The organism is Deltaproteobacteria bacterium, from assembly GCA_016875395.1.
Classification (GTDB): domain Bacteria; phylum Myxococcota_A; class UBA9160; order UBA9160; family UBA6930; genus VGRF01.
Genome location: VGRF01000003.1, coordinates 110,577 through 126,480 on the forward strand (window position 1 = coordinate 110,577; position 15,904 = coordinate 126,480).

At 70.1% G+C, this 15,904-nt stretch carries 16 protein-coding genes; 7 read left to right on the forward strand and 9 right to left on the reverse strand.

Features of this window, described 5'->3' with window-relative positions; genetic code table 11:
* Positions 1–1,212, reverse strand: a complete 1,212-nt coding sequence (locus FJ091_03900) for an aromatic ring-hydroxylating dioxygenase subunit alpha (GenBank protein MBM4382494.1) — start codon at positions 1,210–1,212, stop codon at positions 1–3.
* A 106-nt stretch (positions 1,213–1,318) separates the two neighbouring features.
* Here FJ091_03900 and FJ091_03905 point away from each other — a divergent pair, with 106 nt between their 5' ends.
* Positions 1,319–2,323: an amidohydrolase family protein gene (locus FJ091_03905; GenBank protein ID MBM4382495.1), complete on the forward strand. Its 1,005-nt coding sequence runs from the start codon at positions 1,319–1,321 to the stop codon at positions 2,321–2,323.
* On the opposite strand, the gene FJ091_03910 is transcribed toward FJ091_03905, so the two are convergent.
* Positions 2,320–2,784, reverse strand: coding sequence for a hypothetical protein (locus FJ091_03910; GenBank protein ID MBM4382496.1), 465 nt, complete (start codon positions 2,782–2,784; stop codon positions 2,320–2,322). The two genes, FJ091_03905 and FJ091_03910, sit on opposite strands and share 4 nt — an antisense overlap.
* Before the next feature lie 69 nt (positions 2,785–2,853).
* Positions 2,854–3,909, reverse strand: a complete 1,056-nt coding sequence (locus FJ091_03915) for a TlpA family protein disulfide reductase (protein ID MBM4382497.1) — start codon at positions 3,907–3,909, stop codon at positions 2,854–2,856.
* A 148-nt stretch (positions 3,910–4,057) separates the two neighbouring features.
* Here FJ091_03915 and FJ091_03920 point away from each other — a divergent pair, with 148 nt between their 5' ends.
* Both FJ091_03920 and FJ091_03925 read left to right on the forward strand, forming a co-directional pair.
* Entirely contained in the window at positions 4,058–5,131 is a 1,074-nt protein-coding gene (locus FJ091_03920; GenBank protein MBM4382498.1) for a phosphotransferase, read from the forward strand.
* 49 nt (positions 5,132–5,180) lie between these two features.
* Complete coding sequence (locus tag FJ091_03925; protein ID MBM4382499.1) at positions 5,181–6,257, forward strand: TIGR03857 family LLM class F420-dependent oxidoreductase; 1,077 nt, start codon at positions 5,181–5,183, stop codon at positions 6,255–6,257.
* A gap of 190 nt (positions 6,258–6,447) precedes the next feature.
* Here the strand turns inward: FJ091_03925 and FJ091_03930 are convergent, their stop codons facing one another.
* From FJ091_03930 to FJ091_03945, 4 genes are read right to left on the reverse strand one after another with little or no spacing between them, the layout of a single operon-like run.
* Entirely contained in the window at positions 6,448–6,975 is a 528-nt protein-coding gene (locus FJ091_03930; GenBank protein ID MBM4382500.1) for a nuclear transport factor 2 family protein, read from the reverse strand.
* The gene (locus tag FJ091_03935) at positions 6,960–8,354 is read right to left on the reverse strand and encodes an aromatic ring-hydroxylating dioxygenase subunit alpha (GenBank protein ID MBM4382501.1); all 1,395 of its coding nucleotides are present in this window, start codon (positions 8,352–8,354) and stop codon (positions 6,960–6,962) included. Before FJ091_03935 ends, FJ091_03930 begins: the two co-directional genes overlap by 16 nt.
* A gap of 38 nt (positions 8,355–8,392) precedes the next feature.
* Positions 8,393–9,079: a VOC family protein gene (locus FJ091_03940; protein ID MBM4382502.1), complete on the reverse strand. Its 687-nt coding sequence runs from the start codon at positions 9,077–9,079 to the stop codon at positions 8,393–8,395.
* Positions 9,080–9,098: 19 nt separating this feature from the next.
* Entirely contained in the window at positions 9,099–10,076 is a 978-nt protein-coding gene (locus FJ091_03945; protein MBM4382503.1) for a hypothetical protein, read from the reverse strand.
* A gap of 169 nt (positions 10,077–10,245) precedes the next feature.
* Here FJ091_03945 and FJ091_03950 point away from each other — a divergent pair, with 169 nt between their 5' ends.
* The 3 genes from FJ091_03950 (at position 10,246) to FJ091_03960 (ending at position 12,813) form a co-directional block, all read left to right on the forward strand.
* Positions 10,246–11,073 (forward strand): enoyl-CoA hydratase/isomerase family protein, encoded by an 828-nt coding sequence (locus tag FJ091_03950; GenBank protein ID MBM4382504.1) that lies wholly within the window; start codon positions 10,246–10,248, stop codon positions 11,071–11,073.
* An 82-nt stretch (positions 11,074–11,155) separates the two neighbouring features.
* The gene (locus tag FJ091_03955; protein MBM4382505.1) at positions 11,156–11,632 is read left to right on the forward strand and encodes a hypothetical protein; all 477 of its coding nucleotides are present in this window, start codon (positions 11,156–11,158) and stop codon (positions 11,630–11,632) included.
* A gap of 122 nt (positions 11,633–11,754) precedes the next feature.
* A complete protein-coding gene (locus FJ091_03960; protein ID MBM4382506.1) occupies positions 11,755–12,813 on the forward strand; it encodes an LLM class flavin-dependent oxidoreductase in 1,059 nt (352 codons plus the stop codon).
* A 7-nt stretch (positions 12,814–12,820) separates the two neighbouring features.
* On the opposite strand, the gene FJ091_03965 is transcribed toward FJ091_03960, so the two are convergent.
* Positions 12,821–14,077 carry a YcaQ family DNA glycosylase gene (locus FJ091_03965; protein MBM4382507.1) on the reverse strand — a complete coding sequence of 419 codons (1,257 nt, stop codon included), beginning with the start codon at positions 14,075–14,077 and terminating at the stop codon, positions 12,821–12,823.
* Entirely contained in the window at positions 14,074–14,754 is a 681-nt protein-coding gene (locus tag FJ091_03970; protein MBM4382508.1) for a carbohydrate-binding family 9-like protein, read from the reverse strand. Before FJ091_03970 ends, FJ091_03965 begins: the two co-directional genes overlap by 4 nt.
* Before the next feature lie 27 nt (positions 14,755–14,781).
* Between FJ091_03970 and FJ091_03975 the strand changes: the two genes are divergently transcribed.
* Positions 14,782–15,900, forward strand: coding sequence for an aminoglycoside phosphotransferase family protein (locus FJ091_03975; GenBank protein MBM4382509.1), 1,119 nt, complete (start codon positions 14,782–14,784; stop codon positions 15,898–15,900).
* The last annotated feature ends 4 nt before the right edge of the window (positions 15,901–15,904 follow it).

Below are 15,904 nucleotides of genomic sequence, written 5' to 3' on the forward strand. Positions count from 1 at the left end.
TCAGCCTCCGAACTCTTTGCAGAGCTCTTCGTCGCTCATCGCGATCAGGCGGTCCGTGTAGCCGTGGAAGCGCTGACCGCCGCTCTCGTTGCGGCCGAACAGTACGTGCGTGCGTGCGCCGCTCTGCAGCGCGCGCTGCTGGCGCAGACCCGTCGCGTAGTCCTCTTCCCTGACCACGAACTCGAGCATCCCGAACATCTTGTCCGCGCTCTCGCGCTGCTCGTCGGTCGGCGGCTTCTCCATCAAGTAGTTCTGGACCGTGTACGACTCGAGCGCGCTCTCGCCGGGGAAGAGCTGCGAGATCATCACGCCGCGCCCGCCGCCGTCGAACGACGCGATCGAGATGTGCGGGAAGATCGTCCACACACCGCTCATCAGAGCCGCGTCCGGCCACTCCTCGGGCGCCTTCAGCTCGTTCGACGACGCGGTGCCCGCGCCCACTTGGTCGACGCGCGTGGGCGCGTTGCGGCCGAGCGCGGTCACGCGCTGGTGCGGGCCCCACGGGTAGTAGAGCGCGCGGTTCGGCATGTCGGGGCCGAAGGTGTTCTTGTGAAGGATGGGGAGGTGATAGAGATCGAGATAGCCGTCGTAGGCGATCTTCCAGTTAGGACCCTTCAGCGTGCGGCGCGCGAAGAAGTACCAGGACTCGAAGCCGAAGCCGCCGAGCATCTCGTCGTAGCCGCACAGGAAGTTCTCGATCGAGAGCTTGGAGTTGCGATCGAGAATCACCCAGATCAGGCCCGCGCGTTCGAGCGTCGGCAGAGTGATTAGGCCGTGCGTCGCGCGGTCGACTTTGCCGAAGTCCTTCTCTTGGAAGACGCCCGTGAGCTTGCCTTCGAGGTCGTAGGCCCAGGCGTGATACGGGCAGGTGAAGCGCCGCGCGTTGCCGCACGTCTCGGTGATGATCTGCGCGCCGCGGTGCGCGCACGAGTTCACGAACGCGCGCGCGACGCCGTCGGTCCCGCGCGCGATCAGCACGGGTACAGAGGCCGCCTCGATCGACTTGTAGTCGCCAGCCTTCGGCAGCTCGCACGACGCCGCGAGCATCAGCGGCACGCGCTTGAAGATCTTCTCCTTCTCGAGCTTCGCGCGCTCTTCGCTGAGGTAGTGCTGCGCCGGGATGCGCAGCACGTCGGGCGCCTGCTCGACTCGATCCTCCTGCGTGAGGGTCACCATGTGCTTCGCCATCTCGATCAGCTTCGCGCGGGACATGTCGGCGCCTCCGTTGCACACGTGCAACCTTAGGCCGCAGTCTACGCCGCTGACCTAGCGTGCGGCACCCGCGCGCCCTGCGGCGCGCCGCCACGAGGAGGCCCCCATGCCCGGCGACCTGACTTGGCTCGCGCAGCATCGCGAAGACGTGCTCGAGCCCGAGCTCGCGATCTGCGATCCGCACCACCACCTGTGGGACCGCGTCAGCCACAGCGAGCGCTTCCTGCTCGACGAGCTGCTCGCCGAGTTCGGCGGGCATCGCGTGGTGAGCACCGTGTTCGTCGAGTGCGCCGCGTTCTATCGCGCGGACGGCGACGAGGCGCTGCGCTTCGTGGGCGAGACGGAGTTCGTGCAGGGCGTCGCGGCGATGAGCGCGAGCGGGCACTACGGCGAAGTGCGCGCGTGCGCGGGCATCGTGAGCCGCGCGGACCTGACACGCGGCGCCGACGTGCCGCGCCTGCTCGACGCGCACATCGCCGCCAGCCCGAACCGCTTCCGCGGCATCCGCCACGCGAGCGCCTTCGACCCGAACCCGGAGATCCGCCGCTCGCACACCGCGCCGCCGGCCGGCTTGTTAGGCGACGCCGCCTTCCGCCGCGGCTTCGCCGAGCTCGAGCGGCGCGGCCTCAGCTTCGACGCCTGGCTCTATCACCACCAGATCCCCGAGCTCACCGCGCTGGCGCGCGCGTTCCCGAACGTGACGATCGTGTTCGATCACTTTGGCGGCCCGCTCGGCATCGGGCCTTATCAGGGCAAGCGCGCCGAGATCTTCGCGCAGTGGAAGCGCGACGTGGCCGAGCTCGCGCGCTGCGAGAACGTCGTCGCGAAGCTCGGCGGCCTGCTCATGGCCATCAACAACTGGGGCTTCGACAAGCGCCCGAAGCCGCCCGGCTCCGAAGAGATCGCCGCCACCACGCGCGACTGGTACCTGCACGCGATCGACCGCTTCGGCCCGAAGCGCTGCATGTTCGAGAGCAACTTCCCGATGGACCGCGTCTCGTGCAGTTATCCCGTGCTGTGGAACAGCTTCAAGCGCATCGCGTCGGGATTCAACGCGGAGGAGAAGAAGGAGATGTTCCGCGGGACGGCGGAGCGGGTGTATCGGATCTAACCCTCCGCCGGACCACCTTCGACCTTTTGCGGGTACGGGATTCGCAGATCCCGCGCGATCTGCTCGATACCGGCTTCGCCCTCAAACGAAGAAAGGTCGATCCCTCGCGTACGCACCTTCTCCCACGAACTTGAGGTGTCGTGATGCCGCCGAATGAAGTCGACCGGAAAGGTGATGAGTTCCGGCGCACGCGATCCGTCCTGCGGTTTCGAGTCACGTCGCCGCTTCGCAGAGAAGTGGCCAACGTTCATGAAGGCAGCAATGAGGTAGTCGAAGGACTCGAGTGTCGAGGACTTCACGGGGAATCCGCGATCGCAATCGGTCGCGAGGCGACTCTTGACCTGAACGCGGATTTGGCGGCCCGAGCGGCGCGAGTCTGGGTGGATGCAGATCAAGTCGTAACCGTCGTTCCCGGGAGGCGCCTTGTACGTGAGAATGTTGCGGCGTAACAAGTGGCCCATGACGAGATGCTCAGCCCCGAGCGCGATTGCCGGGTATCGCGTGAATCGCATCGACGGCATTCGCGGCTTCTACGCCTCCACCCTCGCGTAGTAGTTCTTCGCCCCGATCTTCTTCACGTCGCTGAGCCAGTCGCTGTCGTAGTGCTCGGTCGGGCCTTGCAGCGGATCCACCATCGACCAGGCCTGGCGCTTGTACGTCCAGTTCTCGGGCTGGAGGCGATGCGCGGCGCGGAAGAACGGGCGCGCCGCGGCTTCGTGGCCGTTGCGGTGCAAGTGCTGGCCCAGCTCGAAGTTCGCGGCGGCTTCGGACACCGACTTCGGGCGCGCGGCGGAGCGCTCGATCACCTGCTCAGGTGTTAGGACGTACCTGCTCTTGGCGCCGTTGCGCGCCCAGTCGCGCAGCATCGTGATGGTGGCCTGCAGGTCGATGTCGAGCTTCGACGCTTCGGCCAGCATCTCGCGCATGCGCTGCGGCGTCTCGGGCGGCAGCTCGGTCGCGCCGTAGCCGCGCTCGCGCGGCGCGAAGGCGGGCTCCGCGGGGCGCACGATCATGCCCGCTTCGTCGATCCACACGCTCATCGGCACGTTGATGATGCCGAGCAGCGCGCCGAGCGAGTGCTCGGGATCGAGCAGCTGCGGGTAAGTCGTCTTCGCGTCGTCGATGATCGGCGTCGCGGCGCTCGTGTTCGTGTCCATCGCTACGAGCACGATCTCGACGCCGAGGGGGCGCAGCTCGTTTCGCACCGCCTGCCACACGGGCAGGTCCATGCGGCAGCCTCACCAGCTCGCCCACGAGCACATGAAGACCTTCGTGCCCTTCAGCGAGCCGAGCCGGAACGGGTTGCCGTCGCGCTGCGGCAGCGTGAGATCGGGCGCGACGGCGGTTGTTAGGGCTCGGCCGCCCGACACGGGGCCGAGCGCCCAGAGCTTGTGCGCTTCGCTCGCGACGAGCGCCATGCCGAGCGCGTCCGCGACCGCCGGCACGTTCACGCGGCCATCGCTGCGGCGCGCGCTCGCGGGAACCGGCATGCAGACTTCGGCTTTGCACGCGCCTTCGGGCTTCAGCTCCCAGCCCGTGCCGCGCGCGAACTCGGCGGCGCTGGGATCGAGGCGGTCGAGGATCATGGGCGCTCCTTCGCGAGAGGGGCCAGCTTACGCCAGTGCTGCGAAGGGCGAGGCACTCGACGAACCGCCGCGCCCCCACGCTCGGGGCCCGACCCTTTCTGGCTCGCCGCGCCGATTCCAAGCGCGCCGCTGAGCTACCCCTCGCGCGATGTCGCTCGCGATCCCCACCCCCGAATCGATCACGCCCGCGTTCTTCACCGAGCTGCTGCGCCGCGCGGGGCACGCGGGCGCGACGGTGGCGCGCTTCGACGCGACGCCCGTCGGCACGGGGCAGATCGGGCGCTGCGTGCGCTTCGCGTTCGAGCTCGCCGGCGATGCCGCGGGCGCGCCGCGCACGCTGGTGGGCAAGTTCCCCTCGCTCGACCCGCTCTCGCGCCAAACCGGCGTGCAGCTGCGCAACTACGCGCGCGAGATCTTCTTCTACCGCGAGCTCGCGGCGCGCATCCCGATCGGGAAGCCGCGCTGTTATTACGCCGAGATCGCGGGCGAGGGCCCCGAGTTCGCGCTGATCCTCGAGGACATGGCGCCCGCGCAGCAGGGCGATCAGCTCGCGGGCTGCACGCCCGAGGTCGCGCGCGCAGCGCTCGTGGAGCTCGCGAAGCTGCACGCGCCCACCTGGATGGACGCGCGGCTGCGCGGGCTCGATCTGATCGCCGAGCCGAACGACGAGCGCGCCGCGCAAGGCCGCGACCTCTACGCGGCGATGCTGCCCGCGTTCCTCGCGCGTTTCGCGCCGCGGCTCGAACGCGACGAGCAAGAGATCATCGCGGCCGTCGCGAAATCGCAGGGGCCGCCGCACCGCTACCCCGCCACGCCGTGGGCGCTCGTTCACATCGACTACCGCCTCGACAACCTGCTGATCGACGCGCGCACTTCGCCGCCGCGCGTGAGCGTGGTCGACTGGCAGAGCCTCGTGCTCGGCTCGCCGCTCTCCGACGCCGCGTACTTCCTCGGCGCCTCGCTCTTGCCCGAGGTGCGGCGCCCGATCGAGCGCGAGCTCGTGCGCAGTTACCACGACGCGCTCTGCGCCGGCGGCGTGCGCGGCTACGCATGGGACGCGTGCTGGCAGGACTACCGGCGCGGCGCGTTCGCGGGCTTCGCAGTGACGGTCGTCGCGAGCGTGATCGTTCAGGGGACCGCGCGCGGCAACGACATGTTCACCGCGATGGCGCGCCGCCACGCGCGCCACGCGCTCGATCTCGGCAGCGCGGAGTTTCTGTAACAACGCAAGCGCGGCGCAGCCGAGCGAAGCCCACACGACAGGAATCGCCATGACGCAGATGAACGAGCTCGCCTTCTACACGCTCGCGGGGCAACCGAACTCGCCGCGCGAGCTGATCGACGAGTTGCAGCAGGCCGAGGCGCTCGGCATCGGCGCGTGCTTCATCTCGGAGCGCTTCAACATCAAGGAGGCCGCGACGCTCTCGGGCGCGGTAGGCGCCGTGTCGCGTGAGATCGGCATCGCGACCGCCGCCACGAATCACAACACCCGCCATCCGCTCGTGACGGCGTCGTACGCCATGACGATGCACAAGCTCACGGGCGGACGCTTCTCGCTCGGCCTCGGCCGCGGCATCGCGCCGATGTTCAAGGCGTTCGGGCTCCCGTCCATCACGACCGCGCAGCTCGAGGACTTCGCGAAGCTGATGCGCCGGCTCTGGCGCGGCGAGACGGTGGTGGGCCACGACGGCCCGTGCGGGAAGTTCCCCGTGTTGACACTGGGGCCCGACTACACGGGCGAGATTCCGCTCACCTTCACGGCGTTCGGCCCCAACTCGCTCGCGCTCGGCGGCCGCGCGATGGACGCGGTGGTGCTGCACACGTTCTTCACCGACGAGACGACCGCGCGCTGCGTGCGCGAGGTGAAGGCCGCCGCGGAGAAGGCGGGGCGCGACCCTGCGAAGGTCCGCGTGTGGTCGTGCTTCGCGACGATCGGCGACCACCTGCCCGAGCCGGTGCGCCTCAAGAAGACCGTGGGCCGCATGGCGACGTACCTGCAGGGCTACGGCGAGTTGATGGTGCGCACGAACCGCTGGGATCCCGCGGCGCTCGCGCGCTTCCGCAGCGATCCGCTCGTCGCGAACTTCCGCGGCGCAATCGACGCGCGCGCAACGACCGCGGAGCTCGAGCAGATCGCGAAGCTGATCCCCGCCGAGTGGCTCGCGCCCGCGGCGACGGGCAGCCCTGCGCGCTGCGTCGCGAAGATCCGCGAGCAGCTCGCGCTCGGTTGCGACGGCGTGATCCTGCACGGCGCGAGCCCGACGGACTTGGGGCCGATCGTGCGCGAGTACGCAAAGACGCGGCCGGTGGGGAAGTACGACCACCTGCATGCGAATCCGGCGGCGTGACTCTCGGCAACAGCTCGGCTCCGAAGACTTCGCCTCGCTGCGCGCTGCCTACCGCGCTTGACTTCGCTCGGCTTCGCCTCGCTGCGCGCTGCGCTTGCCGCGTTCGACTCCGCTCGGCTTCGCCTCGCTGCGCGCTGCGCTTGCCGCGTTCGACTTCGCTCGGTTTCGCTTCGCTGCGCGCTGCGCTTGCTCAGCGCTCGAGGTCTCCGCGCCGGTACGAGTAGTCGCTCGGCTTGCGGCCGCCGCGCAGGCCTGCGGGCGAGGCGGTGAAGTAGCCGTCGGCCGCGGGCTCGGTGCGGGCCCAGTCGTTCACCTCGGCGCGGAACGACATCTTCCACACGCCGCCGCGGCGCTCGTAGCGATCGAGGTAGCGGCCCGCGATGAAGAGATCTTCCTCGGCGCCGTTCGTCACGATGCGGTGAAACGCCTGGAAGTAGACCTCGCCGGTGGCGCGGTCGCCGTCGAGCTCGATCAGGATCTGCCCGAGCATGTGGTGGTTCGCGAGGTGGTCCTTGAGCGCGCCCATCGCGAAGCCGACGAAATCGCGCGCGGCGCCGGCGAAGAAGCCGTAGTTCACGCGCGCATCGTCGTGAAACGCGGACGCGACGAGGCCCGGGTCGAGGCGATCGAGCCCGCGCATGTAGGTGGCCGACAGCTCCGCGATCGCCTGCTTCGCCGCGAGCTCTTGCAGCAGCTGCGTGCTCACGGCTGCATCCACTTGTCGAGCGTCAGGTGGAAGCGGCGGATGCGCACTTCCTGATAATTCCCGAGCGTCTGCCCCTTCTTGCGCGCGGTCTTCGCGCCGTCGCGCTGCATGCGCAGGTTGCTCGTGTCCTGGTCGTACACGAACGCGAGGCCGGGATCGAAGCCGTGCACGGTCGTGTACGAGTCGTGCTCGCCGAGCTTCACCACGGGCGCCGGCGGCGGGCGCTCGCCGCTCGCCGGCAGCGGCGCGAGGAAGAGGATCTCGTGGATGCAGGTGTCGGGATCCATTCCGTTCGGGCGGAAGCGGTAGATCATCGGGAGGTTCACGCCGGGGAACAGGAACATGTTCGGGAAGAGGTGGTACTCGATCGAGTCCATCAGCTCGCTCGCGCTGTAGCGCGAGAGGTCCGTGCGGAACTTCTCAGTGAGCCGCGCGCGCACCTTCTCCGCGATCAAGACGCGCGCCGTCGTGCCCTGCGCGAGGCGCTCCGCGCTCTTCTCATCCCACGCGCCCATCAGCTTCAGCATCTCTTCGTCGTCGGGCGGTCGGCGCAGATGCGGGCTCGGCGAGCCGATCGTGTGGATGAAGCGCGTCACGTTCTCGCCGAACACGTCGTACTGCGCGTTCGCGTCACCGGCGGTCCTCAGGCCCTCGGGATGCGTCGCGAGTACGTGGAAGGCCTCGACGAACGCTTCGAGGGTCATCTTCCAGTTCGCGGGAATGATCTTTTCGGTGTGCACCGCGACGTAGCGATCCTCGAGCGGCCACTTCGCGAAGTGCTCCGGCAGGACGCCGATCGCCTCGCGCAGCGGGCGCGCGTTCGGGTCGGGGTTGATGAACACGAAGCCGCCCCACGTCTCCACCTTGGCTTCGTCGGGGCGGAAGGTCTTCTCATCGATGTGCGGAAAATCCCAGCGGCACGGGATTTCGCGCACGCTGCCGTCGAGGCGCCAGCTCATGCCGTGGAACGGACAGCGAAACTGCGAGCCGGTGTTGCCCGACGTGCCGGGCTGCTTCCACTGCATGCCGCGGTGCGGGCACGAGTTGTAGTAGGCCTTGATCTCGTTCGGCGCCGAGCGCACGACCACGAAGGACCAGCGCCCGATGTCGTACACGACGTAGTCGCCGACGCGCGGGATGTGCTCCTCGCGGCAGGCCCACTGCCACACGCGCGGCCATAACAAGTCCATCTCGCGCTCGAAGAACGCGCGCGACGTGTAGCGCTCGTACGAGATGTCCTCGTCGCCGAGGAACTGGTACGACTCGGTCGTCAGCACGTCGGGCGCGCCGTCGCGGTCGGCGAGGATCAAGTCGCGCGTCGAGGGGCCGGGGCAGCGCGCCGCTCCGGGCGGAAGGGACGAGTCGGCAGGTCGCGTGAGGTCGTGGGCCATGGCGCGAGCATAAGTCGGCGGCTCGCGTGGCCGCCCCTCTAGGCGTCCACCTTCACGGGCGGGTCCGTGATGCTCATACGCTTCGAGAGCTCGTCGTCGTCCATCGCGGCGAGCTGCGCGTAGCCGGGCCAGCCGCGCGGCATGGGCTTGCTCGCGTCGAGCGCCGGCTGCGCGACGGGCTGCGCGGGGCGCGCGAACTTCGCGGGGCTGCGGAAGCGCGCGAGCTCGGCGGCGTCGATGCCCGCGAGCGCGACCACCTCGGGGTCGATCCAGGCGCGCCCGTCGATCGCGCGCTCCGAGGTGGAGAGCTCGAGCGAGAGATCCTCGGGGCCCGCGAAGTAGATCGAGTCGCACATGCCGTGATGGATCGGGCCGACCACCGTGACGCCGCGCGAGCGGATGCGATCGCGGAAGGCGAGCAGCTCGTCGTAGCTGCTCACGTTGAACGCGACGTGCTGCATCGCGCCGCCCGCGCAGTTGCCGCCGGGGCTCGCGGAGTGCGAGGCGCCGAGCGTGCGCGGGATCTTGGCGATCTCGGGCGTCTGCACGAACGCGAGATAGGAGTGGTCGTTCAGCTTCAGGAAGCCGTGCCACGCGCCGGGCACGCCGTGCATCCAGTAGAGCGCGACCAGCTCCATGCCGAGCACGTCGTTCATGAACGCGATCTGCTGCTTGATGTCCGCGGTCGCGATCGCCAGGTGATGAACGCCGTTCGGTCCCGTCATGCGCTCTCCTTCGGCGGGTCTACGTGCCCACCCCCGACACGCTACCGCGCCCTAGCAGCTGCCCCGTCGCGGTGATCAGCTCGACGCGCACGCGCCCTTCGCGCGCAGAGTCGATTCGCGCGCGCGACAGCTCGTCCCACACGCGGAAGCCGCCGCGGTGCGCCGTGATCTCGATCTCGCGCGTCGTTCGCAGCAGCTCGGCCCCGCGCTCCCAGCGCAGCGTGACGTCCACCGGCACCGACACCGGCGCCGCAACGCGCGCGATGGCGCGGACACCGAGCGCGCCCGGCTCGAAGGCGAGCGCGGCGAGCCGCAGCGGCGCCGGCGGCACGAGCAGCGGCGCCGCGAGCAGCAGCAGTGCGAGCGCGCCTGCGGGCAGCGCGCCGAGTAGGCGCGCCGTGCGCTCGGTCCCGCGCGGTAGGCCGACGGTCGCGAGCGCCGCGAGCAGTGCGAGCCCGAGCGCGAGCGGCTGCGCGAACGAGTACGGCACGCGCAGCGCGAGCGGCAGTAACAACTGCAGCGCGGCGTAGGCGACCGCGAAGAAGAACGTGGCGGCGAAGGCCGCGCTGCGGCGCAGCAGACGGTCGAACGTGAGGTCGAGGCACGCGAGCACGGCCAGCGCCGCGAGCGCTAGCGTGAACGCGAGATTCGGCGACGCGGGCGTGGTGGAGCGCACGTAGAACGGGAGCAGGAAGAACAGCGTCTGCTGGTAGAGCACGCGCGTCGCGTACGACGCCGCGCCGACGCGCAGCGACTCGGGGCGCGCGTTCACGAGCGCGCTGCGGCAGAAGAAGAGCGTCGAGAGCCACGTCAGCGCGAGCAGCCCGAGCACCCACGCCGCGAAGTCGGGGCGCTCCTCCGCGAGCACGCCCACCAGCGCGCCCTGCGCGAGCGCCCACAGCGAGTGCGCGATCCAGAACGCGCGCGCATGCCGCTCGCGCAGCGCGCGGGCGCGCGTGCGCAGCGAGTACCAACGGCGCGAACCCGAGGGCGGCATGCCGCGGACCCTAGGAACCCGACCCGGCGCGCGCGACCAATCCGGGCCTGGCACGAAACGACGATCCGTGCGAGGCCCCAAAACGTCGGCCCCGCGGCGTCGCGACCCCGCTCGCCTCCCCTATCGTGGCTCGCCCTCATCCCCGCGCAGCACGGAAGGAGCCGCCGTCATGGAGTACACCGTCGTCCTCGTCGACACGCCGAAGCCCGGCGTGAATCGCATCACGCTGAACCGCCCCGAGAAGCGCAACGCCCTCAACCACGCGCTGCGCGGTCAGATCCTCGACGCGCTCTACAAGGGCGACGCCGACCCCAGCGTGAAGGTGCAGATCGTGCGCGGCGCCGGGCAGAGCTTCTCCGCGGGCTACGACCTCGGCGGCGGCAACGAGGGCCAAGCGATGCCGTTCTACACCAGCGACAGCGACGGCCAGTGGCCGCGCCACGTCACCACGGGCTGGATGGGCATCTGGGATCTCGGCAAGCCCGTGATCGCGCAGGTACACGGCTACTGCCTCGCCGGCGGCAGCGAGCTCGCGACCGGCTGCGACCTCGTCTACTGCGCCGAAGACGCGAAGATCGGCTACCCGGCCGTGCGCTTCGGCGTGCCGGACATGCACTTCCACCCGTGGCTCGTCGGCATGCGCATGGCGATGGAGATGATGGTCACGGGCGACTCGATCAGCGGCACAGAAGCCGCGCAGCTCGGCTGGGCGACGCGCGCGTTCCCCGCGGCGGAGCTCGATGCGCGGGTGCTCGAGATCGCCGAGCGCGTCACGCAGATTCCGCTCGACGTGCTGCAGCTGAACAAGCGCGTGGTGCACCGGCAGATGGAGATGATGGGCTTCCGCACCGCGCTGCGCGTCGGCACCGAGCTGTGCGCGCTCGGCACGCACACGAAGACCCTGCAGGAGTTCGTGGGCAAAGCGCGCGGCGGGCTCACCCAGGCGCTGACCGAGCGCGACAAGAAGTTCGGGGACTACCGCGAGCGGGAGAAGTGATTAGGGCGCCGGGGCGCGGGGCGCGAATTGCGAGCCGCGCGGGCGCTCAGCCAGCGCCTTGCGCGTGATAGCGTGCGCGCCCATGACCACCCCGCCGCGCCCGCTCCTGCTCGCCGCCCTCGCCTGCGTGTGGCTCGCCGCCGCCTGCGAGTCTGCGCCGCCTCCGGCGCCCGAACGCGTCGTAGCGCCGCCCGACGCGACCTCGATCGTCACACCTCCGCCCAAGGAGCTCTCGATCTGCCAGCGCGGCGCAAAGCCCACGAGTGGCGGCGACGCCGCCACGGTCGCCAGCTTCGAGGCGTTCTCGCAGATGTGGGTGAAGAAGATGCGCGACATCGCGAACGCGAAGGCGAGCGCGACTTCGCGCACGACCATCCGTGACACGTTCGAGATGGAGCTGCGCCCGACGAGCAGCGCGCAGGCGCCTTACGTCGGCGTGCTCACCTACTGCGAGATCGGGAACTCGTGCACCAGCCTCGCGCCGCACACGTGCAAGCCGAGAACGAGCACGGTGGTGAAGGAGATGTTCCGCTTCCAGGCGGGCAAGTGGGTGTACTAGTGGGCTGGCGCGCGCGGTCTTGCTGCGCGAGGTGACTGACGAAGCGGCGGAACGCGCGCGGGCTTGGCGGCGTCCGCGCAGGCTGCCGTAGCGTCGCGCGATCCAATGAATCCGGAGGCCCCATGCGTATCGGAATGGCCGCGATCTGTCAGAACCCGTTCGACGAGCGCAGCGACGCCGACGTCTACGTGAACGAGTTGCGCCTCGCGTCGCTCGCGGAGCCGCTCGGCTTCGACTCGCTGTGGAGCGTCGAGCACCACTTCACCGACTACACGATGGTGCCCGACGTGCTGCAGTTCCTGTCGTACTTCGCGGGCCGCACGCAGCGCGTTCAGCTCGGCTCGATGGTGGTGGTGCTGCCGTGGCACGACCCGATGCGCGCCGCAGAGGAAATCTCCCTAATCGATCACCTGTGCGGTGGGCGATACATCCTCGGCATCGGACGCGGCGCGGGGCGCGTCGAGTTCGAGGGCTTCCGCATCGACATGGGCGAGTCGCGCGAGCGCTTCGTCGAAGCCGCGCAGATCGTGCTCGGCGGCCTCGAGAGCGGGCACTGCGAGCTCGACGGCAAGTTCTACAAGCAGCCGAAGAAGGCGATTCGCCCAAAGCCGCTGCGCTCGTTCAAGGGCCGCACCTACGCCGCGGCCGTCTCTCCCGAGTCCGCGCGCATCATGGCCGAGCTCGGCATCGGGATTCTCGTGATCCCGCAGAAGCCGTGGGACGTGATCGACGCCGAGCTCGCGATGTATCGAAAGATCTATCGCGAGGTGAACGGCGCCGACGCGCCGAAGCCGATCATCGCGGGCTGGGTGTTCTGCGACGCCGACGAGAAGCGCGCACGCGAGCAGGCCGTGCGCTGGATCGGCGGTTATTGGGAGAGCGCGCAGCGCCACTACGAGTTCGGCGGCGAGCACTTCGCGAAGACCAAGGGCTACGAGTTCTACGCCGCGATGTCGGAGGCGCAGCGCATGTCCGCGAACCAGGCGACCGAGGCGTACCTCGATCTGCAGGTGTGGGGCACGCCCGCGATGTGCCTCGACCGCATCCGCAAGACCGGCGACCGCATGGGCAGCGAGCACTTCAGCTGCGTGTTCAGCTACGCGGGCATGCCCTACGCCGAGGCGGAGCGGAACCTGCGGCAGTTCGCGAGCGAGGTGATGCCGAAGCTGCAGCGGGAGTAGGCGCCGCCTAGCCGAGCAGCCCCGCCGCACGTCGCCTCACGTGCGCGCGCAGCTTCGCGGGCATCGCGCGCACATCGACGCGCTTCGCGCCGAACATGCGAGCGAACCTCGCGAGCCCCGCTGCGAGCGCGTCCGCGAACTCGGGCGTCGCGCGCACGCCGTCCTCGCGCCAGAAACCCTGCACCTGCAGCACCTCGCGCTCGCGATCCATGCGCGGGTCGAGACGCGCGGCGAGGCGATCGCCCCAAAGGATGGGAAGCGTGTAGTAGCCCCAGCGCCGCTGGTGCGCGGGCTTGTAGACCTCCCACACGTAGTCGAAGTCGAACAGCGGCTTCGCGCGCCCGCGCGCCGTCGCGATCTCGAGCGGCGCGAGCAGCGTCATCTCCTCTTCCGTGCCGGCGCCCAACGGCTTCCACGCGAGCGGCACGCGGTCAGCCTCGAGCTCGCCTAGCAGCGGCAGCCACTCGGGCAGCGTCAGCCACCAATTGCGCGAGCCTTCGAGCCGAACGCGCGCGAGCTCGCCTCGCTCGATCGCGCGCGCGAGCGTCTTTGCGCCGCGCAGCCGCGCCGCCTCGCGCCCCGCGCGCTTCCACCAGTGCGTGCGCCACGACTTCTCGGGCACGAGGCCGTGCAGCGCGACGACGTGGCGCGCGAAGAACGCCTCGGAAGCTGCGCGCGTCGCGGGCAGGTCGTGCTCGCGGGGCAGGACGCGCTCGCGCAGGTCGTACACGCGATCGAAGCCGGTCCGATCCGCGATCATCACCTCACCGAGCAGCCACAGGAGATGCAGCGCGACCGCCGTGTCCTTGCGACCGCGGTAGTTCCACTCGCCGACGTGGTTGCCCTCGATCTCGCGGTTGGCGAGCGGACCGCGCTCGCGCAGAGCGCGCAGTGCGCTCCGCATCGCGCCAGGGTGCTTCGCGCGAAAGCTCGCGACGTAGGCGTGACTGCGCGCCGCGCGCATCTGCGGGCGCCAGAAGCGGAACGTCTCGATCGGATAGAGATGGAGCCAGCCGCCGTAGTCGAAGGCGCCGCGCTGCTCGTAGGCGACGCGCCGCAACAACTCGGGCACGTAGCCTTCGACGCGGCCGTAGAGCGCGATGTCCTGGCTGCGCGCTGCGACGTTCAGCGGATCGAGCTGAAGCGCGTGCATCTCGCGAAGCGCCGCCGCAACGCCCGCTTCGCCCGCGAAGCGCCGGCCGGGCCAGAGCCCCTGCGCGCCGAGCACGAAACGGCGGTGCGTCTGCTGAGAGACCGTGATCACGCGAACTCCAGCACTCCGAAGTGCTGCGGCAGATGAAACTCCGCGGGCTCTGCGTACGTCGGCGCCCACGCGCTGAACTCGTCGGGCCCGCCGCGCGGGCGCTCGATGCGAAAGAAGTTCGCGCGCCAGCGCTCGCCCGCGCGCGGCGGCGCGGCTTCGAGTGACGCGAACGGGATCGCCCACTCGACGGACCAGCCTTCGTCCAAGTCGTCGCGCACGTCGAGCGTTCCCCGCACGCGCACGGCGCGCTCCCAGCCCGCGCACACCCAGTCGAGGTTGGTGCGCATCGTCGCGCGCGCGAGGTCGGGGCTGTCGATGATGCCTTCCCAGTAGGCGCCGCGCGGGCTCAACTCGAGCTCGAAGTAGCGGCGCACGTCGCCGTTCGGCGCGAGGAACGCCTCGCACACTTCCTCGTCGTACGGGCGCTCGTTGCGCCCGCGATAGCTGCCCCACACGTCGCGGTCGGCGCAGTCGAATGCGACGTAGAGCCTCACGCCGTCGTGGCACACGCGCAGCGCAGTCGGCTGCACGCTGCCGCGCGCGTTGCCGGGGTCGCGGCCGTGCGACGCGGCGAGCGGTGTCGGGGCGAGATGCGTCCACGGGGACTTGTTGAGGTCGCCGTCGATCGGGACTCTTGCCGCGATGCGCGGAACCCTGAGCAGCGGCAGTTGCGGCACGAGCGGCCTCCGGCGGCGAGTGCGCGCATGAGTAGCTCCGCCGACGAGGCGCTGCTGCGGGAAGTGGCGGAAGCGTTCGCGCTGCCCGGTCGCTGGCTCGGCTCGCGCGCGTTCGGCAGCGGACACATCAACACCACGGTGCTCGCCGAGCTCGAGACGCCACGCGGCCCCGCGCGCTTCGTGCAGCAGCGCATCAACCGCGCCGTGTTCCGCGAGCCTGCGCAGGTGATGGAGAACTTCGCGCGCGTGGTCGCGCACCAGCGCCGCGCGCTCGAGCGCGAGGGCGTGCGCGACGTCGATCGCCACGTGCTCACGCTGGTGCCGACTCGCAGCGGAGCCAGCTTCTTCGTGGATTCTTGCGGCGACACCTGGCGCACCGTGCCGCTGATCTCGGGCGCGCACACGCAGGATGTGCCGCGCGGCGAAACCGACGCGCGCAGCGCCGCCTTCGCGTTCGGGCGCTTTCTCGCACAGCTCGCGGATCTGCCGCCGCCGCGCCTGCACGAGACGATTCCGCGCTTCCACGACGCGCGGCTGCGCTTCGAGCAGCTGCAAGAGGCCGTGCGCGCCGACGCCGCGGGGCGGCTCGCGGGCTGCCGCGCAGAGGTGGAGCTCGCGCTCGCGCGCGAGCCGGTGGTGGCGCGCTTCGAGGCGCTGAAGCGCAGCGGCGCGCTTCCCGAACGCGTCGCGCACAACGACACGAAGCTGAACAATGTGCTGCTCGACGACACCACGGGCGAGGGGCTGTGCGTGATCGACCTCGACACGGTGATGCCGGGCACGGCGCTCACCGACTTCGGCGACCTCGCGCACAGCGCCGCGACGCGTGCCGCCGAGGACGAGCGCGACCTGTCGCTCGTGCGCGTCGATACGATGCTCTTCGCCGCGCTCGCGGACGGCTTCGTGCGCGGCTGCGGCCCGAGCCTCGGCGCCGAGGAACGCGTCGCCCTGCCCTTCGGCGCGCAGCTGATGTGCCTCGTGCTCGGCATGCGATTCCTCGCCGATCACCTGCGCGGCGACACCTACTTCCGCGTTCACCGCGAGGCGCACAACCTCGACCGCGCGCGCACGCAGCTCGCGCTCGTCGCGGACTACGTGCGCAAGCAGCGCGAGCTGAGCGACGCCGTCGCCGCGATCCGCGCGTAGCGCG